Origin of the sequence: Methylosinus sp. LW3 (assembly GCF_000527115.1) — a bacterium.
Classification (GTDB): Bacteria; Pseudomonadota; Alphaproteobacteria; order Rhizobiales; family Beijerinckiaceae; genus Methylosinus.
On sequence record NZ_AZUO01000003.1, the window covers coordinates 215122 to 236579 of the forward strand.

The 21458-nt window shown below is 62.8% G+C and carries 19 protein-coding genes and 1 other annotated feature; of the genes, 12 read left to right on the top strand and 7 right to left on the bottom strand.

From position 1 onward, the window contains the following. The first annotated feature begins 184 nt into the window (after window positions 1-184). Both METLW3_RS0122465 and METLW3_RS0122470 read left to right on the top strand, forming a co-directional pair. On the top strand, window positions 185-874 hold the full coding sequence (locus METLW3_RS0122465; RefSeq protein ID WP_024881996.1) for a response regulator transcription factor: 690 nt from the start codon (window positions 185-187) through the stop codon (window positions 872-874). Then, entirely contained in the window at window positions 871-2241 is a 1371-nt protein-coding gene (locus METLW3_RS0122470; protein ID WP_024881997.1) for a HAMP domain-containing sensor histidine kinase, read from the top strand. The genes METLW3_RS0122465 and METLW3_RS0122470 overlap by 4 nt, the downstream gene beginning before the upstream one ends. Before the next feature lie 545 nt (window positions 2242-2786). Here the strand turns inward: METLW3_RS0122470 and METLW3_RS0122480 are convergent. The 5 genes from METLW3_RS0122480 to METLW3_RS0122505 all read right to left on the bottom strand — a co-directional run bounded on the left by METLW3_RS0122480 (window position 2787) and on the right by METLW3_RS0122505 (window position 5741). After that, a protein-coding gene (locus tag METLW3_RS0122480; RefSeq protein ID WP_198022806.1) for an IS3 family transposase occupies window positions 2787-4024 on the bottom strand; the annotation gives its coding sequence in 2 pieces (ribosomal slippage) (window positions 2787-3727 and window positions 3727-4024; 1239 coding nt in all). After that, window positions 3618-3734: a sequence feature (AL1L pseudoknot), on the bottom strand. It overlaps the preceding gene by 117 nt. Window positions 4025-4071: 47 nt before the next feature. Then, a complete protein-coding gene (locus METLW3_RS27130) occupies window positions 4072-4509 on the bottom strand; it encodes a TlpA disulfide reductase family protein (RefSeq protein ID WP_198022859.1) in 438 nt (145 codons plus the stop codon). Window positions 4510-4627: 118 nt separating this feature from the next. Next, window positions 4628-4888, bottom strand: a complete 261-nt coding sequence (locus METLW3_RS0122495; protein ID WP_024881999.1) for a hypothetical protein — start codon at window positions 4886-4888, stop codon at window positions 4628-4630. A gap of 90 nt (window positions 4889-4978) precedes the next feature. Next, window positions 4979-5527 carry a sigma-70 family RNA polymerase sigma factor gene (locus METLW3_RS0122500; RefSeq protein ID WP_024882000.1) on the bottom strand — a complete coding sequence of 183 codons (549 nt, stop codon included), beginning with the start codon at window positions 5525-5527 and terminating at the stop codon, window positions 4979-4981. Between the two features lie 10 nt (window positions 5528-5537). Continuing rightward, complete coding sequence (locus METLW3_RS0122505) at window positions 5538-5741, bottom strand: DUF2892 domain-containing protein (protein WP_024882001.1); 204 nt, start codon at window positions 5739-5741, stop codon at window positions 5538-5540. Window positions 5742-6564: 823 nt separating this feature from the next. On the opposite strand from METLW3_RS0122505, the gene METLW3_RS0122510 reads away from it, so the two are divergent. The 4 genes from METLW3_RS0122510 to METLW3_RS0122530 all read left to right on the top strand — a co-directional run bounded on the left by METLW3_RS0122510 (window position 6565) and on the right by METLW3_RS0122530 (window position 13342). Beyond that, window positions 6565-8253 (top strand): ABC transporter ATP-binding protein, encoded by a 1689-nt coding sequence (locus tag METLW3_RS0122510; RefSeq protein ID WP_024882002.1) that lies wholly within the window; start codon window positions 6565-6567, stop codon window positions 8251-8253. Between the two features lie 695 nt (window positions 8254-8948). Further along, on the top strand, window positions 8949-9656 hold the full coding sequence (locus METLW3_RS0122520; protein WP_245267479.1) for an RNA polymerase sigma factor: 708 nt from the start codon (window positions 8949-8951) through the stop codon (window positions 9654-9656). Between the two features lie 113 nt (window positions 9657-9769). Next, window positions 9770-10702: a FecR family protein gene (locus METLW3_RS0122525; protein WP_024882004.1), complete on the top strand. Its 933-nt coding sequence runs from the start codon at window positions 9770-9772 to the stop codon at window positions 10700-10702. Window positions 10703-10843: 141 nt separating this feature from the next. Next, window positions 10844-13342: a TonB-dependent receptor gene (locus METLW3_RS0122530; RefSeq protein WP_024882005.1), complete on the top strand. Its 2499-nt coding sequence runs from the start codon at window positions 10844-10846 to the stop codon at window positions 13340-13342. A 55-nt stretch (window positions 13343-13397) separates the two neighbouring features. Here the strand turns inward: METLW3_RS0122530 and METLW3_RS26295 are convergent, their stop codons facing one another. Continuing rightward, entirely contained in the window at window positions 13398-13640 is a 243-nt protein-coding gene (locus tag METLW3_RS26295; RefSeq protein ID WP_198022863.1) for a hypothetical protein, read from the bottom strand. Window positions 13641-14205: 565 nt separating this feature from the next. On the opposite strand from METLW3_RS26295, the gene METLW3_RS0122540 reads away from it, so the two are divergent. After that, window positions 14206-14790 (top strand): hypothetical protein, encoded by a 585-nt coding sequence (locus METLW3_RS0122540; RefSeq protein ID WP_024882007.1) that lies wholly within the window; start codon window positions 14206-14208, stop codon window positions 14788-14790. A 110-nt stretch (window positions 14791-14900) separates the two neighbouring features. Here METLW3_RS0122540 and METLW3_RS0122545 read toward each other — a convergent pair. After that, a protein-coding gene (locus METLW3_RS0122545; RefSeq protein ID WP_157516655.1) for an IS3 family transposase occupies window positions 14901-16087 on the bottom strand; the annotation gives its coding sequence in 2 pieces (ribosomal slippage) (window positions 14901-15835 and window positions 15835-16087; 1188 coding nt in all). A 66-nt stretch (window positions 16088-16153) separates the two neighbouring features. Here METLW3_RS0122545 and METLW3_RS0122555 point away from each other — a divergent pair. The 5 genes from METLW3_RS0122555 (at window position 16154) to METLW3_RS0122575 (ending at window position 21445) form a co-directional block, all read left to right on the top strand. Further along, window positions 16154-16795, top strand: coding sequence for a hypothetical protein (locus METLW3_RS0122555; RefSeq protein ID WP_024882009.1), 642 nt, complete (start codon window positions 16154-16156; stop codon window positions 16793-16795). Window positions 16796-17102: 307 nt separating this feature from the next. Further along, window positions 17103-17729, top strand: a complete 627-nt coding sequence (locus METLW3_RS0122560) for a DotI/IcmL/TraM family protein (RefSeq protein ID WP_024882010.1) — start codon at window positions 17103-17105, stop codon at window positions 17727-17729. Between the two features lie 16 nt (window positions 17730-17745). Next, window positions 17746-18702, top strand: coding sequence for a DotH/IcmK family type IV secretion protein (locus tag METLW3_RS0122565; RefSeq protein WP_024882011.1), 957 nt, complete (start codon window positions 17746-17748; stop codon window positions 18700-18702). Beyond that, on the top strand, window positions 18703-20028 hold the full coding sequence (locus METLW3_RS27135; RefSeq protein ID WP_024882012.1) for a DotG/IcmE/VirB10 family protein: 1326 nt from the start codon (window positions 18703-18705) through the stop codon (window positions 20026-20028). Window positions 20029-20038: 10 nt separating this feature from the next. After that, on the top strand, window positions 20039-21445 hold the full coding sequence (locus tag METLW3_RS0122575; RefSeq protein WP_024882013.1) for a hypothetical protein: 1407 nt from the start codon (window positions 20039-20041) through the stop codon (window positions 21443-21445). The last annotated feature ends 13 nt before the right edge of the window (window positions 21446-21458 follow it).

The following is a 21458-nucleotide window of genomic DNA, read 5'->3' on the forward strand; positions in this document are numbered from 1 at the left end:
CACGAACGTCTTGCGAAGATGACCCGGCGAGAATTGCCGAAAATTCAGGGCGATCGTGATACAAATGACACAGTCAACGATAGGGTCGATGTCCTGCCATTGCTTTCTTGCAACTTTTGGACGCTTCCCTATGGAATGGCGGTCGGCCCATTCACGCGGGCTGGGGATCTTGGGAGCGGCGCCCATGCGTATCTTATTGGTCGAGGATCAACCGGAACTGGCGACCAGCGTCGCCAAGAGAATTCGACAGGCGGGCTACGCCATCGACACTTTCGGCACCATTCGCGACGCGGATGCGGCGTTGGACGAGCAATCCTATGCAATCGCCGTGCTCGACCGCCGCCTGCCGGACGGCGATGGACTGTCGCTGGTGGCGCGCATCCGGGGCAAGCATCCTGGTAGCCGGATATTGATGCTGACGGCCCTGGACGCGATCGACAGCCGCATCGAGGGATTGGACGCGGGAGCAGACGACTATCTCGTCAAGCCTTTCGCCATAGAGGAGCTGATGGCGCGTATTCGCGCGAGCTTGCGACGGCCCGGCGGCGAGCGCGCGCCGCCAGTGGAAGTGGGCGCGCTTTCGTTCGACCTGGAGACGCGTACGGCTTTTGTCGGTGGCGAGCCGGTCGTGCTGCTTCGCCGTGAGCTTGCTCTTCTGGACGCGCTGATCCGGCGCGTCGATTGCATCGTCTCGCGCGAGGCGCTGGTTTCGGCGATCTACGGGCTCGACGAAGACATAGAAGAGCATGCGCTGACGAAGCTCGCTTCCCGGCTGCGCGCGCGCCTGGCCGAGCTGAACGCCGGCGTTCTCATTCATGCGGCCAGAGGCTTGGGGTATATGATAACGGACGCGGCGCCCAAGAGACCGAAATGACGATCGGCCGCTCGCTCGCGCTGCGCGTCGTTTGCTATCTGGTCCCGGCGCAGTTCGTCGCCTTCGTCGTCGCGCAATTGTCGATCATGGGCCTCGGCGCGACCCATTTGTGGTTCGTCGATACGAGTGTCGACGAATTCGCCATCCATCGCGTCGGACGGATGGTGATCGACTCGCTGACCAAAGGAGCGGACGGCCAAATGCGGCTCGCGCCGACCGAGGCGCTGCGCGCCGAGCTCGAGCGCTCGCCCGGCTTGAAATATGCGGCCTTCGATGTCGAAAGTTACGAGGCGCTCCCGGGCTCCTCCCCAGAACTCGCGGTAACGCTGTCTGGCGCGATCAGAGTCAACTCCACCCACACGCATTTCGTTCTTCCTTCCGATCCGAAGTCGGTCCCTCACGGATACGCCGACGCCAGAACGACGCCTTATGGAACTTTTCAAATCGCCGTCTATGGGGAGAAATTTCAATGGATCGACCTTCTCTACGCCATCAGCGAAGAATTCCGATGGTCGTCGGTCGATTTCGTTTCGACCACTCTGCTATCGGTGGGAGCGGCTTGGTTCGCCGTGCGGCGTGGATTGGCTCCGCTGCGCTCCTTGTCACAGGAGGCCTCGCGCATCGATTTGGAATCGCTCGATGCGCGTCTCTCGACCGCAGACGTTCCCTCGGAGGCGGCGCCCCTCGTCAGAGCCGTCAACGAGGCGCTGTCGCGTCTCGACGCCAGCGCGACCCGACTGCGTCGCTATATCGCGAACGCCGCGCATGAGCTGCGCACGCCTCTGGCGATTCTGCGCACGCGCATAGAGGACAGCGAGGACGCCCCGACATTCAAGAGCGATCTCCTGCGCGACGCTGGTCGGCTGCAAGTGGTGGTCGAGCAGATGCTCGTCGCGTCTCGTTTGGCCGAGAGCCAGCTTCCACTCGATCAGATAGTCGATCTCGCCGAGGCTGTTCGTCAGACCGTGTCCCGTCATGTCCTGCTCGCATTGCGATGTGAACGCTTCATCGAGTTCGAGACAAGCGACCCAGCTCCGAAAGTCAGAGGCAATCTTCGCGCGATCGAATGCATAATCGCGAACATCGTCGACAACGCCTTGCGGGCCGAGCCGATTGGAGGAACGGTGCTCGTGCGGGTCGGCTCCGACGCTGTCGTCGAGGTGATCGACCATGGGGAGGGGCTCTCGCAGTCCGATCAGGCGACGGCCTTCGAGCCATTTTGGCGGAAGAGCGACGCGGTCCCCGGAACGGGACTGGGGCTCACCATCACCAAGGAGCTTTTTGACAAGCTCGGGGGACGTATCTGGATCGAGGAGACTCCGGGCGGAGGAGCGACATTCAAACTCGCATTTCAAGCGATACGATGAGGGATTCGCCAAGACCGCCCCCCAGGCGAGGGTCTGAGCCGCTACGCGAGCCCGTCCAGCGGGTCACTCGTTCGCGCGTCACCGACGTGGAATAGCGAACCCCGCGACCGTCACGAGAACTTCAGCCGAGCCAGGGGATCCGGATCTTTATGCCCTGCCGATCCGGTGGCGCGAACGTCCGCGAAATCCAGGGAAAGCGGTCCCTCTGGACGTTTGTGACGAATGGCCGGTTATGGCGCAACCTCCCCGTTCCGGGACGGCGAACGGGGAACTGTGAACCCTTTGCAGTCATTCGGAACTCGAGGGCTTAACGGCAGAAAAAAAGATACCGGACTTGCGAGCCTGGAGGGAGGACGCTGAGGTCGCCGGCTCATTCATCGAGCATTGAAATAATGGCGCAAGAGCGCAAGTCCGCCCTGCGACGTCCAATCCACTTCGCCGGTGATGTAGCCAGCGACGCGCCCTCGCGGATCGATCACATAGGAAATCGGCATTCCGCGAAGGATTGAACCGCGCCGGGATCGCCGGAGGCCATTTCGTCTGAGTCACGCCGCGATGGCGGGCTCCTCGAGTTGCGCATAATAGCGCGCTTCGGCTTCTACCGGCGGAATGTTTCCGATCGGCTCCAGCAGTCTGCGATTGTTGAACCAGTCGACCCATTCGAGCGTGGCGAACTCGACCGCCTCGAAGCTTCGCCACGGCCCCTTTCGCCAGATCAGCTCGGCCTTGTAGAGTCCGTTGATCGTCTCGGCGAGCGCGTTGTCGTAGCTGTCGCCGACGCTGCCGACCGATGGCTCGACGCCGGCCTCGGCGAGGCGCTCGGTGTATTTTATAGAGACGTATTGAACGCCGCGGTCGCTATGATGGACGAGGCCGCCGCTGTGAACCGGCCGACGATCATGCAGCGCCTGCTCGAGCGCGTCGAGCACGAAGCCCGCATGCGCCGTGCGCGAGGCGCGCCAACCGACGATCCGCCGAGCGAAGGCGTCGATCACGAAAGCCACATAGACGAAGCCTTGCCAAGTCGAGACATAAGTGAAGTCGGACAGCCACAGCGCATTCGGCCGCGCCGCCCGAAATTGCCGGTTCACCTTGTCGAGCGGGCATGGAGCCTTGCGGTCGCTCACCGTCGTTTTGACCGGCCGGCCGCGCACGATCCCTTGCAAACCCATGCTCCGCATCAGCCGCGCTACGGTGCAGCGCGCGACCTTTTCGCCCTCCCGGTCCAACTGCCTCCACACCTTGCGCACGCCATAGACCTGGAAGTTCTCGTCATAGACGCGCCGTATCTCCTTGCGAAGGACCGCGTCCCGGCGCGCTCTGGCCGAGGCTTTCGCAGGGTCGCGCCGGCGCGCCGCATGCGCCCAATAGGTGGAAGGGGCGATCGGCAAGACCTTGCAGATCGGCTCGACCCCGTGCGCTTCCCGATGAGCGTCGATGAAGGCGATCATTGTTTCGAGCGGCGGTCGAGCTCCGCCGCCGCAAAATAAGCCGACGCCTTGCGCAGGATCTCATTGGCCTGCCGCAGCTCGCGGTTCTCCCGCTCCAGCGCCTTGATCCGCTCGCGCTCATCCGTCGTCGCGCCAGGGCGGGCGCCGGAATCGCGCTCCGCCTGGCGGACCCAGTTCCGCAACGTCTCGCCCGTGCAGCCGATCTTCGCCGCGATCGAGGCGATCGCCGCCCATTGCGAGGCATGGTCGCCGCGGTGCTCCAGCACCATCCGAACCGCCCGGTCCCGAACCTCAGGTGAAAATCTGTTCGATGTTTTCTTCTTCGTATCCATGGCTCCATCCTCTCAAGGGTTGGAGCCTCCGGCAATCCCGGCGCGGTTCAGATGAAGGGCGTCTCTCGCGTTTCGGACGGCGGCGCGGCGATGCGCCTCACGGGGTCGAGGAACGAAAGGAGATGTGTGAACCCTAGACGCTCGAGGAAAGGCGCGACAGCCGACTTGCCCTGCCGATCGACCGACACCGCCACCACCTCGATATCGGCCCCTTCGAAGAGCCATAGGCTTTCGAGCATCGGCACTTCCCGACGGCATGGCGGACACCATGTCGCCCAGAAGCTCAACAGCACGACCTTTTCTCGAAGCGAGCGAAGATCGATGTGCTCGCCATCGATGCGTTCGATCTTCACGGACGGCGCCATCGCCAGCGGTCTGAACTCGGTGAACTGCGACGTGGCCGACGTGAGCGGTGGCGGGGCGTCTGATTCCGATCCGGCTTTCACGGAACTCGCCGACACGGCGCCAACAAGATTGGCCGCCATGGCGGCGAGGAGCAGCCGAGCAGTCGCGATCATGTTCGGAGGCCAGACAGTCGCGCGAGGCGACGTCCGGTCTCTTTTACGATGAGAGGGACCGGGGCCGATCGACCGATCCCGAGGTTCACGTCTCGGCAACCGTGCCGCCCTGCGCTGCGCAAGCTTCGGTGGATTCGGCGGGCGCCCATCCCTGACCCTTGCAGGAGTTCAGGCCCTTGCAGGAATTGCAGGCGCTCTTGCAGGCGCTCATTCCTTTGCAGGAATTGACGCCCACACAATGGACGGGGCTCGCCGTCTTTGCGAGCGCGCTGGTCGCAGCGCCACTGACGGCCATGGCGACCGCGGCGATGGCGAGCGACGCTCCGCATACGACTTTCATCTTCATAGCGTTTTCCTTTTCGGTTCAGTTCGAGTCTGTGCATTGCTTTGGGCGGTTCGCGACGCGAAAATCCACTCTCGCGTCCGATAATGCTGGTCAGAGGCGCTCTCGCGCGAGATTGGCCGCCGCCGACGCGTCAATGAGATATTCTCGGACCAATAAGCGCGCCCGACGTAAGCGAGCTTTGGCGGTCTGGACGCTGACGTCGAGGCCCTCGCATATCTCGGTGATCGTCAACTCCTCGAAGTCGCGCAAAAGGATCACTTCCAAATAATGCGCGGGCAAGGATTCGAGCGCGAATGCCAATTCCATCCGCAGTTCGTTCATCGGGCGTGCCGTGAACCAATCGGCGATCCTTTCCTCGTCCAGTTCCTCGTGGGCGAACATCCGTCGCGACAGGCGTCGGCATTCGCGACGCACGACCGTGAACAGCCACGCGGCGAAGGACGCCGCAGTTCGCAGCGAACGCAGGCGCTGCACGACAATGAGAAGCGCCTCCTGCACCGCATCGTCGACCTCGCTGGTCACGCAATGGCGCCTGGCGTAGCGACGCGCGTCGAACCGGCATTCGACGAGCAGCCGGTCGAGCGCGGCGGCGTCGCCCCCTTGGGCGCGGACGATGAGATCATACGAGCAAGCCGCCATCGCTTTCCCCTCAGTGACCGAGCCGACGCCCCACCATGGCGCAGGCGGGACAAAAGCCCAGCAGCCCGCTCGTCGCCGCGATAAGCCCCATAGCGCCAATGCCCCAGCCTGTCGGCGTCGCGCCGAAATAGGCGACGGAGGCGACCAAGAGCCCAGCGCCCATCGCCACCCGGACGACGCGCTCCCAGCCTGGAACATTCTTCACATACAGCATCTTTCTATCTCCCATCGTGGTCGGAGGATCATTCCTCGACCGAGAAGGAGGGAGGGAATTCGAAAAAAGATTCGCGGCCACGTAAAAAATGTTACCGCATGGCGGCGCGCGGACTCGGCGTCGGCGCTGCCCACTCGCTGACGCTGCTGCTGAGATCGTCGATAGTGCCCCCGGCAACCGAGAGCCGGTTTGCTCCTGAACCAGTACGAGAGCCAATGTCGAACGTCCGCTCCTGGTTTCTGTCTCAGGGCGGTGACGGAGATCCCCTCATGGCGCGACCTCTCCGTTCGCGGAAAGCGAACGAGGAACTCTGACCCAAATGGACGATTCGCCTCGCCTTCAACTTCACGCGACGCCACGAGATCTCGGCGACGCTTAAAGAGGCGCTGCGTGGCCTTCCGGGTGGCAGCTAGCCTAACCTCGGAAGAGACGCGCCCAAATGGGATGCAATTTTGTGATTTTCCCTGTCCAGAGACTGGTTTCGGCCTGCCGTGCTCCATCGCGCACTTCGGCGGTGCTCTGCGCGACGCCGCGACCTTGTCAAACGCCGCAAACCGGGGGAAAGTCGGAACCGAACCTGGGCCATCCGGCGAATCCCTGATTCGCATATTTGAAGCCTGCTCTCGTTCGTCCCGCGCCAAGCCACTCCGCGCAGGTGTACAGATGAAAACACGTCCGATCCTGGTTTGGCTGCATCGCTGGACCGGCCTCTTGATGCGGAGGCCCGGTAGCACTCACCACCTAGCCTCGAAGGCCCGTTTGGCCTGTTAAAGACAAAGTTCGGGCGTCGCAGGCGCGACACCCTGCTCGGGGATAACCGCGGATGAAGGTCAAGTGGGCGGAGGCGCTCAAGCCCGTTACGGCGATTCTCGGCGATTATTGGCGTCAGTCGAAATTGACGCTGATCGTCGTCGCCGGCATCACGACGCTCTCGACGCTGGCGTCGGTGGGCGCGCCCTATCTCTTTTCAAAGTCGCTCGATCGAATTTCCGCAGGCGAGCCGGTCGAGCAGACGCTGATCGGGTTCGTCGTCTATGCAGGCCTTTTGGGCGTCGCCACGGTCCTGCGTCACGCCGTCGACTATCTCACTTTCATGACGAGCGAGAATCTCAACTTTATCGCCGGCGTGAGCTTTTTCGAGCGCATCCTCAAAAAGACGACCGACTTCTTCATAGAACACAACTCCGCCGAAATCCAAAGCGCGCAAAGTCGCGGCCAATCAGCGCTGAACGGTTTTGTGCAACTCGCCCTCGGAATTATTGTCCCGAGCATCGCCCAAATAGCTCTAACGATCGCCACGCTCGGCGCGGTACTGAGCGCCGATATCGCGACGATCGTCTTCATTTATGGCGTCGTCTTCGTCGGCTTCACCTATCTGGCGAACAAATGGACCAACCAGCATCTGCACGCTGCGATCGAGTCGATACAGGCCAATGCGCGTTTCGTCGGCAACGCCATGAATGCCATGGAGACTTTGCGCCATTTCGACAGCCAGGAATGGCTGCGGCGGAAATTCTCAGCCAAGGCGCGCGAGATTCGTGACAGGTGGCGCCGCTTCTGTCTGGAGCGCGTCGGATACGGCACCTTCTTTGGCGTGATGCTCGCGCTACAATTTGCGATCACTTTTTGGCTTCTGCTACCGAAATATCGGGCAGGAGCCGTGACCGTGGGCGATCTCGTCCTTTTCAACACATTGCTTTTGCAATTGAACCAGCCCTTCGAGATGGTCGGGCACGCGATCGACAATCTGGCGCGCTCTTATTCGCAATTCATGCCTTACGTCAAGATGTGGCTCGCGCCGGAAGAAGCGGATGCAGAGCAGGGGAGCCCGCTCGAGATTCGCGAGGGGCGCATAGAATTCCGGAGCGTATCCTTTTCCTATCCCAATGGCCGCGGCGTCGAGGACGTGCGCTTTGCCGCCGAGCGCGGTCGCTTGAACTTTCTGACCGGCAAGACAGGCGCCGGAAAAACGACGATCTTCCGCGTGCTTCTCAAATCGCTTGCGCCCGCAAAGGGTCAAATCCTGATCGATGGGACGGACTTGGCGTACGTTGGTCGACGCCAATGGTTTTCACACATTGGCGTCGTTCCTCAAGAGATCGTTCTGCTCAACGACAGTCTGCGAACCAACATCGTGCTGGGGCGGCAGCCAGATGAAACGAAGCTTCGGGAGGCCGCAGCCCGGGCGGCCATCCTGGATTTTATCGACGCCTTGCCCGCAGGATTCGAAACGCTGGTGGGCGAACGCGGCCTAAAACTCTCCGGCGGGGAGCGTCAGCGCATCGCTATCGCGCGCGCGCTCTACGCCGAGCCTGAGTTCCTCTTTCTCGATGAAGCCAGCTCGGCGCTCGACGAGGTGACAGAGCGGGGAATCATGACGGAGATCCGTAATATCGCGGACGACGTGACCGTATTGGCGATCACCCATCGCAAGGTGACAATCGGCGCCGACGACCATGTCATAGAGCTAAGTGAAGCAGATGCTCTAGCCAACCAAGCCGATGCGGGCTGACACGCTGGCGCTTGCGACGGCTGACCTCCGGCGCGGCCTCTGCGCGCCGCGGCTACGTTTCGAGGCGCAGCGCCGTTGCCCGGGAAGTGCACACTTTGGTGCGACTCCCCCCTTCCCGACGGCGAAGGAGGAAATGTGACCCGAAGGAGACCCTTTCTCCCGATTGGCCGACGTCCGACAATTGCCGATAGCCGACATTCGCGTGTTCGGCTGAACGCGCCCGCCGACGAATGGACCTGCCCGCTCTCAGGTTGTGGCGCCTATGCGACAGTCTAACAATGTTTTCGTAACTGTGCCGCCTCGGCCTTGACAGTAGCGGCGACCGACGTTCTCAATCTCTCCCATGGAGAGGGGCTCTATAGGCATGATCTCGGCTGGGCGAGGGCTCTTGCCCTACGTCCTCGCCTTTTTGTTTGTAATCAAAGCAGCAGCTCCCATCATTTCAATTTCATGGACGGCTCCGCATCTGAATGACGCAGGCTGGAGCCTCGACAAATTCGATGGTCGAGCGCCATGCAGCGCCGATGTGGGCGGTCCGGACTGGCCTGCTCATGGCCACCAAGACCGTGGGGAGTGCATTTGCTGCGCTTCGAGCGTTCGCGACGATCTGACCGCGGTCACCGCCTCCCTACTGGCGGCGAGCTATTTTCTCGCTGATTTGGCGCCGAGTTCGAAGGCCGAGCTCGATTATGAAATTGTGTTTTGGCGCGCGCCGGGTTGGACGAACGCCTGGTCGTCACGAGCGCCGCCGGCCGTGTGAGAAGATCGGCCGTCCGCCGTCGAACAAGCGGCGAGAGATCGGCACACCTCCGAAGGCCGCCCCCGACGCCGGTCTCGCGACCGCTGGGGCGCTGGACCGCGCACCATTCGATTTCCCTTTGCGTCCATCAGGTTCGTCGTCTATGTCCGACAGCAAATTCGGCGTTCTCGCCCAAGCCTTCTTCCTCCGCCAACCCGATCTGCTCAGATTTCTCAAGCGCAGGGTGGGGTCTCAGGACGCGCCGGACCTGCTCCAGGAGACCTATGTCAGGGTGCGCCGTTACGCGGCGAGCGAGGCGATTTCGAACCCGGAAGCCTTTCTCTTCAAGACGGCGAGCAACATCGCCAAGAACCATCGATCCCGCCTCGAGATGGAGCAGAGATATGTGGACGCCGGCGATGTTCCCGAGGACATTCCAGAAGGCTACCCGCTCCAGGATGATCAATTCGATGGGCAACGCCGCGTACAGCGCCTCGAGGAGGCGATCCTGAGCCTGCCCCCGCGCTGCCGCGAGGTTTTCATCCTGCTGCGCATAGAAGAGTTGCCGGCCGAAGAGGTCGCTCGGCGGCTCGGCATTTCCCGCAACATGGTCCAGAAGCACTTGCATCTGGCGCTCCAGCGCTGCCATGACGTGCTGGAGTGAGGTCGTTTTGCAAGCTTCGATATCAGATCGTCGGCGAAGGCCTTCTCGGAGAAAGCCGCCATTTCCCGACGCGGCGCGGTCAATTTCGATCGGCTCTTCGGGAGGAAGCCTGAATGCATAGCGACCCGTCGCCTTCCGGAGACCAGGAGCGGCGCGAGGCTGCGATCGATTGGCTGGCGCGAATCAGAACCGGAGCGATGACGCGCGCGGATCGCGACGCCTTCGACGCATGGCTCTCGGCGGACGAAGCCAACCGCGCGGCCTTTGAAAAGGCTTTCTCCCTATGGCGAGATTTGAAAGGCGTCTCGATCCCGGCCGCCGCGGCGGCGTCCCGACGGCCGCGCTGGCCGCTGGCCGCGGCCTCTCTCGCCGCAATCCTGTTCCTCGTCTATTTCGGGAATGATCTCGTAATTTTCTGGCGAGCGGATTTCTCCACAGGCGTCGGCGAACTGAAGACCGTGACGCTAGAGGACGGATCGCGCATAGAGCTCAACGCCGATACGGCGATCGCCGAGCATTATTCCGGCGACCGACGGCGTCTCACGCTTCTGAAGGGCGAAGCCTGGTTCGCCGTGGCGAGCGATCCGGTCCGGCCATTCGTCGTCGAAGCGGCAGGAGGGACAACGACGGCCCTGGGAACCAGCTTCGATATTGCGATGAGCGCAGGAAGAGCGCAGGTCTCGGTCACCGAGCATAAGGTCACTGTCGCCGCCGCGGGGCGGACAGCGATCGTCGAGGAAGGACAGCAATTGTCCTACAGCCCTGATCTTCCCGCCCAGGCCGCGCATCCCGCGGATGTCGAGGACGAAGCGGCGTGGCGGCGCGGATATCTCATCTTCCACGACAAGCCGCTCGCCGATGTCGTCGCCGCCGTCAACCGACATTTCCACGGCCGTATCCTCATCATGACCCCGTCGATCCGCGACCGAAAGATCAACGGCCTGTTCCGGACATCGGAGCCCCTGGAGTCCATTCGCGCGATCGAGCTGTCGCTCGGCATAAGAGCGGCATATCTAGGAAACTACATAATAATTTTATGGAGCTGAACCGTCGTCTGTCGCCTGTGGTCGCAACAGCGCGCAAATTCATCGCGACCCGACGTCAACAATCGGCCGCGCCGATTGTCTGAATCATTAGAGGCGCTTTTTTCACCCGCCTCCGAATGATGCGACGGGAGGCGACGCAAAATGAAAAAGAAGCATGAGCCGCTTGGAGCCGCGGCGGCCTTCGGACTGCTCGTGCTTGGCCCTGGCGTCGGCGCTCTGGCGCTGGATGCGTCGCCCGCCTGGGCGGCGCTCGAGACGAAAAATTATGAAATTCCACCCGGGCCCGTCGCTACGGCGCTGCGCCGCTTCGCCGAGAAGAGCGGCGCGATATTGGTCTATGACTCCGAGTTGACGAGAGACAAGACGACCGCGGGCCTCGATGGCGCCGCCACGATCAACGAAGGGCTCGCGAGGCTTTTGTCGGGCACCGGCCTCTCCTACACGCTCGCGCCCGGCGAGAAGGCCGTTTCGATCGTGCTGGCGCAGAACGACACAGAAACGCGGAACGACGCGAGCGGCGCGACGCCGCTGCCGGCGATCGACATCGGCGCCGAAGAGGGGCGACCTCGAGCAACCGGACGTCCAGGCCTCGGCCAGGGGCCCGGAGACAGGCGCACCGGCTATCGCGCCGAAAGCGCGCCGACCACATTGAAGTTCGACGCGCCACTGATGAAGACGCCGATCTCGGTCGGCGTGGTGACGCGCCAAGCGATGGACGATCAGCAGGCGATCTCGGTCGGCGATGCGCTTTTCACCAATGTCAGCGGCGTCACGCCCTCGACCGCGCAGCTCGACGTGTTCAAGGTTCGCGGCTTCTTCAACGTGCTCGGCAATATGTACAAGAACGGCCTGATGGAATATCGGGTGCGCAACCTCGACACGACCAATCTCCAATCGATCGAAGTGCTGAAAGGCCCTGCGGCGATGGAATTCGGCAGAGGCGAGCCGGGCGGCGTCATCGATCTCGTGGTCAAGCGGCCGCTGACGACGCCATACTACTCCATTCAGGAGCAGGTGACGTCCTATAGCGGCACACGGACGACGATCGACGCCACTGGGCCGCTGACCGAGGACAAATCGCTGCTGTATCGCGTCAACGGCACTTTTTTTCGCACCGATTCCTATCGAAATTTCGTGACGGACAGAAATTTCTTCGTAGCTCCGACGATCAGCTATCATCCTGTCGAGCAGTTCCGCATCAATGTCGATTTCGAATATCAGAACAGGACCTGGGTCGACGATTATTTCATCCTGCCGGCGGTCGGCGGCGCCCCGGCCACTATTCCGGTCGGCCGCTATCTGTCTTCGGCCTCGCTCATGACCAGCATGCCGGATCACGTCGAGCGCACGCGCATCGCCTATGACATGAGCTATGAATTCCTGCCGGGCTGGAGCCTGACCAATCGGCTCAGCTACTCCAGCATGGCGACGAGAAACGTGAACATCGCACCCTTGGGCTTCGATCAGGCGACCGGCGTCCTCAGCCGCTACGCCTTCGTCGTTCCTGGCACGACGGATCGGACCTTCGCGACCAATCTCGATCTGAAAGGCAAATTCCAAACGGGACCGGTCTCACATTCGATATTGCTGGGGCTCGACGCGCTCAAGAATTATATGCCGATCAATCTCCAATATCAGCCGATACTGAGCACCATCAACATCTACGCGCCGAACTCATGGCAGATCGAGAATCCCTATAGCAATCCCGTTTACAGCAAATCCGGTCAGAAATGGACGGGCATTTACGGCCAGGACATGCTCTCCTTCTTCGACGACACGGTTCACCTATTGCTGGGAGGACGCTTCGATTGGGCGGAGACGAGCAACAACAAGAATCTCAAATCCGCCGTCGGCGCAGAGGCGAGCTATGTGAGCACCTACAATACCGCGTTCAGCCCGCGTGTCGGCATCGTCTATCAGCCGCAGCCATGGCTCTCGCTCTACGGCAATTTCACGCAATCTTTCGGTGTGGCCAATTCGACGCGCGTCGGCGTTCCGCTCGCGCCTCAGAAAGGCGAGATGTACGAAGGCGGGCTGAAGGCCGAGCTCCTCGACAAGCGGCTCACCTTGACCATGTCATACTTCGACATTTTCAAGACCAATGTTCCCTATACCGATCCGACCAACGCCAACAACACGCTGCTGATCGGCAAGGCGCGCAGCCAGGGATTCGAATTCGATCTCAAAGGCCGCATAGACGACAATTGGAGCGTCATCGCCAATTACACGCATGACGATGTGCGAACCGTAGAGGGCGCGAGCTCCTACAATCCGCTGACGCTCATCACGACGCAGCTCGCCATCGCCGGCGCCAAGCTGCCGGGCAGTCCGCGCAACTACGGCAATCTCTGGGTGAAATACGACGCCGATGGCGAATTGAGCGGTTGGAGTCTCGGCGGCGGTCTCACCGTCGTCGAAAGCGCGCTCGGCGACAATGCGAACTCCTTCGTCCTGCCCGGATACACACTGGTCAACGGCATGATCGCCTACAGCACGAAGATCGCCGGCTACACGGTGACGGGCCAGCTGAACGTCAAGAATATCGGCGACGCGACCTATTATCAGACAGCCGCCGATCGCTACACGATACTGACCGGTGTGCCGCGCACCTTCCTCGGCTCGCTGCGGCTGGAGTTTTGATCAAACGACGGAGAGGATCGCAGTGGCGAAGGTCCGCGAAATCCAGGGAAAGCGGTCATTCGCTCGGTCCGGGTCGAATGGCCGCTCCTGGCGCATCCTCGCCATTAACGAACGCGAGACGTTTGTTCGAACGTCGCGACACGAGCACCGTTTTCACCGCTTCCGGCTCCGTCGCGATCACGCGCAACGGCATGGCGGCCGGACCGCTGACCACACGCTGGCCCTGTTCCGACTTCCGATAGCCCGATAGCCCGATAGCCCGATAGCCCGATAGGCTCATCCCCATGAGGGGAGCCATCTCCGCCTGCGTCAGCCCGGCGTGCTTGCGAATCTCGCGCGGATCCACAGGAATGTGAACAACAGCCGGACCATCGCCCTGTGAGCGGCGCTTTCTCCGGCGTCGAGGGCGTCCGCACCTCCTGGAAGTCGCAGCCGGTCACCGGACCTGGCTGCTCGAGGCTGGAGGCGCCGCAGATGCGCTCGCCGCCACCCCCACGCAGCGAAGCATTGCGAGGCTGCGCGAATTCGTTCGTGCGGTCTCGTGCAGGCCGTCCAACTTCAGGCGGCCCTCCGCGCGCAATGTCACCGTCGACCTCGCGTGGTGTCCCGTGCTCGGCATTTCTGTCGCTCTCCGCCTCATCCTGCCGCGCGCCAAACAAGGTGAAAGCTCACACCATGTTTGGCGCGCGTCAGTTCGCCGATCTTGATGTGGACGGCCTCTCCTCAACGGCATCATAGCGCCAAGGCGTGGTCGCCTTGCACGAGCGGCGCGGAGCTTTCACCGAAGTTGGTTCGCCCAGGCCGGCGTCCTATGATCCACGAATGAGAGTGCTGCATTCATTTAGGCAGGGGAGTTGGACGCCATGGGGAAAACCAAATGCGAAGGGTGCGGCCATCAGACGCCGAGCTTCGAGATCGTCGAATATGGTTCGATGGAAAACGGATACAAACAGCTTTGCCGCCGCTGTTTCAATAGCGAAGCGGCCGCTGCCGCCGGCCTCAAAGATTTCGAGCATGTGGAATTTGACCCCATACGTCTGAAAGACAGCGGAGGAAAAGTCCATGAATTCCATTTCCGAACATTCTTGTTTGGGACTGGCGTCGCTTTGGACGCGTTCGAACTTCGCAAGGGCGCCCCGGCGGGCTATCAGTTCCAAGTGATTGCGGGCCCCGAAGAAGACCTTCTCGCCATGCTCGGTCGGCTGATCGCAAAGATACAGCGTGCCCTTGCCGTAAAACATCTCGAGGACGGCGAGCACGGTCTGCAGATCGCAAAGGCCGGCGTGGTGCGCGCCCTCATCGACTGGGATCCCGCGACAGATGGCCGCCTGCCGCTCCTTATCATTGATGGACGGGAGATTTCCTGGGAGGATTTCGGCCGATGCCTGATGTCATTCGAGGGATTCCAGTTCAAGTTGGAGGTGCACGACAAAAGCGATGAAGTTTGACGCTGCTGCGCACTGAGGAAGAGAAGACCCGTGCTGAGGCCGAAGTGGTTTGACGAGGCGCAACTTGCGCCGACCCGCTTGTGAATTCCCCGTGACCTGCCCCCGATATTTCATCCAGCGGCGAGTTGAGTCCCGGCGGTTGATACGCCCGCGGGCGTGGGGTGAGCAACAGGCGATCGGCGGAGCTGGTCGGGGTTGCGCAGCCGATCGCCTGTTGCGGTGAGCGCGGCCGCATAGTCCGCCGGCGTCGCATAGCCGAGCGAAGAATGCGGTCGTCGGTGGTTGTAGTCGTGCGCCCAATATCGGATCTTCTCTCTCGCGTGGTCGAGCCCGAAGAACAGCGTCTCGTTGAGCAGCTCGTCCCGCATGCGACCGTTGAAGCTCTCGCAGAAGCCGTTCTGCATCGGCTTGCCGGGCATGATGAAATGCCACTCCACCTTGTTCTCCTCCGACCAGGACAGGACGGCGTTCGAGGTGAACTCGGTTCCATTGTCGGAAACGATCATGCCGGGCTTGCCGCGCCTTTCGATCAGCGCCGACAGCTCGCGCGCCACCCGCTTGCCGGAAATCGACGTGTCCGGGATCGCCGCCAGGCATTCACGCGTCACGTCATCGACGATGTTGAGGATGCGGAATCGTCGCCCACTGGCGAGCTGGTCGTGCACGAAGTCGAGAGACCATCGGGCATTCGGCTTCGCTTCGACGAGAATCGGCGCCCGTGTTCCCACGGCGCGGCGGCGCGCGCGGCGTTTCCTCACCGTCAGACCTTCCTCGCGGTAGAGCCGATAGATGCGGTTCTTGCCCGAGCGCTCGCCCCGCTGACGAAGCAAGACGAACAGCCGCCGGTAGCCGAAACGCCGACGCGCATTGGCGAGATCGCGCAGCTCGGCTCGAAGCTCGGCGTCGGCCGGGCGCTTCGACGTGTAGCGCGCCGTCTTGCGATCGATCGCGACGATCCGGCAGGCCCGACGTTCCGACAGGCCCATGACGGCCTGAAGGTGCGCGACGGCGTCGCGCTTGACGGCGGGCCCTACCATTTTTTTGCCAGGAGCTCGCGAAGCGCCGCCGCATCGAGCATCTGATCGGCCAAGAGCTTCTTCAGACGCGCGTTTTCCTCCTCCAGCGCCTTCAGCCGCTTGGCCTCGGAAACGTCCATCCCGCCGAATTTGGCTTTCCAATTGTAGAGCGTCGTCTCCGAAACCGCGTATTTGCGCGCGAGGTCCGCCGCCTTCGCGCCGGCTTCCTGCTCCCGCAAAATCCCGATGATCTGCTCTTCTGTGAACCGTTTCTTCTTCATCGTGTCCGTCCTGCAATCGGCCGGACTCTAATCGATGCTGGTGGGATTTTTCAGGGGCAGGTCACCATGTCTCATTCCGATCGCCCTTCCGCGCCGCAGACCGAAGGGCGGCTCACCGACGCCAAAGGAAAAAAGCGACCCATTCCGGGACAAGCGAAGCCGTGGACATTGTCCGCCGAGATGCATCCCGAGTGGCATGCGGCGATCGAGGACTTCAAAAGGAATCGACTGCCGCGCGATGTGGATATCGTTCGCTGTCGCGGGATCGAGCAGAAGATTGGCGTGGCTGTCGCGCTGCTGGGCGGAATGAGCAAGGCCGCGATCAAAGCCGCGACGGGATTGAGCCTTTCGTGCATAGGCAGTCAGGTGTCTCGGATGCATCTCAGCTCAAAGGGCGCGACCAGCTCCACCTTCGATCGGCAGCGATACGAGGACACCTTGAAGGTGCGGCCCCCGAAAGCGGGGGGCGTGTCGCGTTGCTTGATATTCCGTGCGTCCGGAGACCATCGCTCCAACTCCGTGGACCAGAGCAACGAGAGAAGACGAAATGCAGCGCTAGGAGCGAAAGAAAAGAGCGCGAAGAACGCCGAAGTACCCGACTATCACAAATTGAAGCACGAGCCGTGGTGGACCGGGATCGAGGTTCGCAAAGGCGTGAGCGTGTCCGCCGTTCCTTGCCTTTCGACGCCGTTCGACTTCACGATATAGACTTCGTCTGCGACAGCCTCTCGATAGAGCTGACTACACTTGCACGCACTCTCCTGTGCGAACGGCAAGCGCTACGCGTGAGCCGTTGCGCGCAGGGGCGCGCGTCCCGCGATTCGCCGGGCGAACGTGTCGCTCGATCGCGACGATTGCGACGCAGCATTTCGTGACGCATTGTCGTAGCGCGCGCTTGGCGAGAGACGTCGACGTCGTTCGTCGAAATTTTGTGGTCACACAATTTGTCGATTCTCATTCGCGCACATCCTTTCGATGATCGACAACGTCGAATCTTTTCGAGAGGGACGGCTTCATGCAAAACGAACACGCCGCGATCAACCGCCGATTGTCCGATCCGGATTTTCAGGCGTCTCTTCTATCGAGGTCCATCGGACTCGCGCTCGGACTGTCGCTGCTGACGACGGCCTTTATCGCGCATGACGTGTATTTGTGGACGCATCCTCCGACCCCGAAATACTTCGTGATCGACGGACGGAAGACCCGAGAGTTGACGGCGCTCGACACGCCGATCGTCGATGACGCGCAGCTGCTCGATTGGTCGACGCGCGCCGCGCTCGCGCCCTACAACATCAATTACAATGATTATCCGCAGCAGCTCTCCGCTGCGAGTCGAAAATTCTCCAAGCGCGGCTGGAACGGTTTCGCCACCAGCGTGATGGACACCAAGAATTTCGACACGATGAAGCGGTCGATGCTGCTCTGCTATGCGCAAGCGCAGCGCGCCGCCGTCATCAGCGAAGTCGCCACGATCGCTGGAGCGCTCGCTTACCGCATCCAAGTTCCGATCGTGCAGACCTGCCAGAACAGCCAGCAGAACATCACGCAAAATCTCGTGATCAAAGCGCTCGTCGCGAGAACGAACGCCGAGGATCGCCCGGACGGCTTGGAAATCGACGAGCTCGTGGCGGTTCGCCAATAGCAATGAGGACAAAAAGATGCAGCACAGAAAAACATTATGCGGCGCGGCGGCCGTCCTGCTGTCGACTGCGTTCCCCACTCTGGCGCAACAATCGGCGGGCCTCCCTGGAACCGGGAACGGCGGCGGCGTCGAGGCGTCGGGATCGGCCGATCGAGCCGCGAACCTCATCCCGCTGACGCCCGGAATGATCCGGGAACTGGGCAAGCGGTTCGGCGACAACAAGCGCGCGCAGGAGCAGGCGACGACCGAGTTCGCGGCCCCGGCGAGCCGACGCGTGAATGTGTCTTTCGCGCCGGGGCAGGCGGTCAACATCATCCAGACGGTCAAGGGCTATCCGACGGCGATCTCCTTCTTCGACCGCACCGGCGAGCCATGGCCGATCCAATGGGACACGAACTCCAATCCCGCGGCCGTGACGGATGGCGGGAACTGCAACACGGGCCAGAACGCCAGCGGCCCCGCGGTCGCCGCCACCGGCTTTTATGTCTGCACGCCGGCGAAGGGATCGAATGTCCTGGAGATCACGCCGATGTCGCTGCAGCCGCGCGGCGGTCTGGTGGTGACGCTGCAGGGCGCTCCGAAGCCGATCAGCTTCCTGTTGATCGGCGGCGGCGGACGCTACGACGCCGATATTTCGATCCAGGTGGCGGAACGCGGCCCGAATGCGAAGGCGGGGACCGTGCGCGCGAGCGCGCCCGACACGGCCGCCCCTTTCCTCACCGCCATGCTCGACGGCGTTCCACCCGCCGAGGCGACGCCTCTGTCGGTTCGAGGCGTGTCTCCGGACGAGCTGCGCGCCTGGCGGCTCGGAGATCGCGTCTATCTGCGCACGCGTCTCACATTGATCTCCCCGGAATGGACGGCGTCCGAGGCCGCCGAAGGGGGCCTCACCGTCTACCAGCTGCCCGCGACGCCGGTCGTGCTGCTCTCCCATCAGGGACGCACCGTTTCGGCCTCTTTGACGGAGGATTGAATGTCCGACCTTTTTTCCAAGATCCCGCTGCTGTCGCAGCTACGAGAGTTCAATCGAGGCGGGAGGGGCGGCCCGGCTCGGGTCGTCACGATCGCCGTGGTCAGCGTGTCGATGACCGCGCTTCTCGTCGCCGTCTCGTCGATCTCGCATCCGACTCTCCCCGAGTCGTCGGTCGCCAAAATGCCGGAGGTCGATCCGCTGCCGGGCGGCATGCACAGCAATCCGGCGCAGGACGCGCTGCTGAAGCGTCATGCGCAGACGCAGGCGGACAGAGCGCTCGCGTCGGGGGCGTCCTATACGCCGCCCTTGCCTGCGGCCGCGCCGCTGCGGCTCGTCGATCGGCGCGATCCCGAGGAGATCGCCGCGGCGGAGCCGCCGCCGGCGCCCGCGGTGGTTCCGATCCCCGAACCGGCACCGCTCTACGTCCCTCCCGAAAGACCGCAAGAGGAAGCGCGCGTCGAACAGGTCGCCGCCAACGATCCTGCGAGCACGAACGCGGGCGCGGGAGCGAACGACGAGCAATTCAAGCAGGCGGTGGGCGATCTGTTCAAGCAGTGGGAAGGACGGCCGCCGCGCACGGATGTGGTGCTCGCGCCGGCGATCGATGTTCGGGACGATCTCGCGCCGGGACAGAGCGGGCGCACCGAACAGCGCGCCGCAAATCCTCGTCCGACGTCGCCTACACAACCACAGCAGCGTTCCCCCGCCGAGACGGTGTTGGTCCCGGCGGGGCGCGGCGTCTACGCCCATACGGTGCTCTCGGTCAATTCCGACACCGGAGGGCCGATCGTCCTGCAGGCGGACACGGGACCGCTGGCAGGGGATCGCATGATCGGAACCTTCTCCAAGAACCAGGCGGTCGGCGCGCTGTTCGGCGACACCGAGCGGCTCATCGTGCGGATCAATTCGGTCGAGCACCACGGTCAAACGATCAATGTGCAAGGTCTGGTGATCGCGCCGGACAGCATGGAGACCGCCGTCGCGACCAGCGTCGATCAGCATTACATCGAGCGCTTCGCGCTGCCGACGGCGGCGGCATTCGTCGCCGGACTCGGACAGGCGATCGCGCTTTCGAATTCGACGATCGGCTACACGCCGTACGGCGGCATGATCCAGAGCTACGGCAAGCTGGATTTCCGACAGCAGGCGGGCATCGCCGGCGGCGCGGCGGCCGCGCAGATCGGACAGACGCTGCAACAGCAAACGCCGAAGGGCGCAACCGTCTTCCTCGCCGCCAATGCGGGCGTCGGCGTCATCTTCCTGTCCAATGTCGCCGCGGCGCCGGAGACGGCGAGCGTCGATCCCGCGAGCCTCAACACGAAGTAGGAGAAGACCAATGAGCGATGTCGCCGCCAATCTCGATTTCGTCGACAGTGATGAATCCCAAGGGCTCGCGCTGGGCCTACCGGAGCCGGATGCCGAGATGGCGTCGAGCAAGCCCTCGTCCGAGGAGGAAAAGGGCTCTGACAAGAAAACGCTGGCCGCGTCGATCGCGACCAGCTTCGCGCGCATCCGCACGGAATTCCTCGGTCCCCGACGAAAGCCCGCTGAGACGGCGGAGAAGGAGGAGCCGCCATTTTCGGGCGCCGACATGGACGCCCCCCACCTCGCCGAGCCCGATCAGACGCTGCGCGTTGAAGCAATGAAGTCGCGGACAAAAGGTTGGGATGCGTTCGAACGCTACAAGCTCGTGACGTCGGTTTCCCTCGCGGCTGTCGCCGCCGCGACCATTGCCGCCGTCGCTCTTTGGCCGAATGGCGGAGGCGTCGAGGGCGGGGTGGCGGAGAAAGGCGCCGACGCCGGGCTGATAGCTCCGGCGTCGAAGCTCGCTTCCGTGCCGCCAAATGAGCGCGGCGAGCCCGTGTTGGAAATTCCGGCGGAGTCTCCTCCTCAGAAGATCAAAGAGGAGGTCAGGGCGTTCTGGACTCCCGAGGACGCTCGCAAGGCGTCTACGGGGCCGCTCGCGGTCGCCGCGCCCGCTTCCGCCTCGCCCTCCGTCGTCTCGGAAGTCGGCGTGCGGGCTTCGCCGGCGGCCCGCGAGGCGCCGAAAGCCGCGCCTGTCGTCGCCGTAAAGGCGACGGCTGCGCCGACGCTGCCCGTTTCAGTCGCCGCCCCGGTCGCTTTCGCGGCGCCCGACACCACGAGCGAGCCCGCCGCGAAGGCGAGAGAGGACGGAGCCCGGCGCGTCGCGTCATTGCCGCCGGACGCGCCTGTCAAGGCGGAAGAGAAGCAGCTGGAGATGGAAACGAGACTGTTCGGCATGATCACCGAGCTCTCGACATTGCTGCGCCGCACCAGGGAGGAAATCGCCACTCTGCAGGACAGCGACAAGAGAATGGCGCGCGCGATCGAGGCGAAGCTGAACGATTTCGAGCGCCGGCTGAACCTCGGCGAGGCCCAACGCTCGCTCGACGCGGCGAAAGCCACTCCGACATCGCCGCCGGAACAAGCGAGCCCGCCCGTCGCGCCCCCGCCCACGCGGCCGGCCGCGATGAAGGGCGTCGTCCCGGCGTCCTTGTCGACGAAGAACGAGCCCGACAGTCCCACTCCGCCCGCCCGATATCGTGTGCAGGCAGCGTCGCCGGGCCTCGCCATGCTGTCCGAGCTCGATCGCAGTGGTGACGAGATCGCCCCGCTGCAAATCGGGATCGGAGCGCATGTGCCGGGCTATGGCCGCGTCACCAAGATCAGCCAGCGCGGAACCGAATGGGTCGTGCAGACGGAGAAGGGGCCGATCCGCTGAGCGGGTCGGCTTC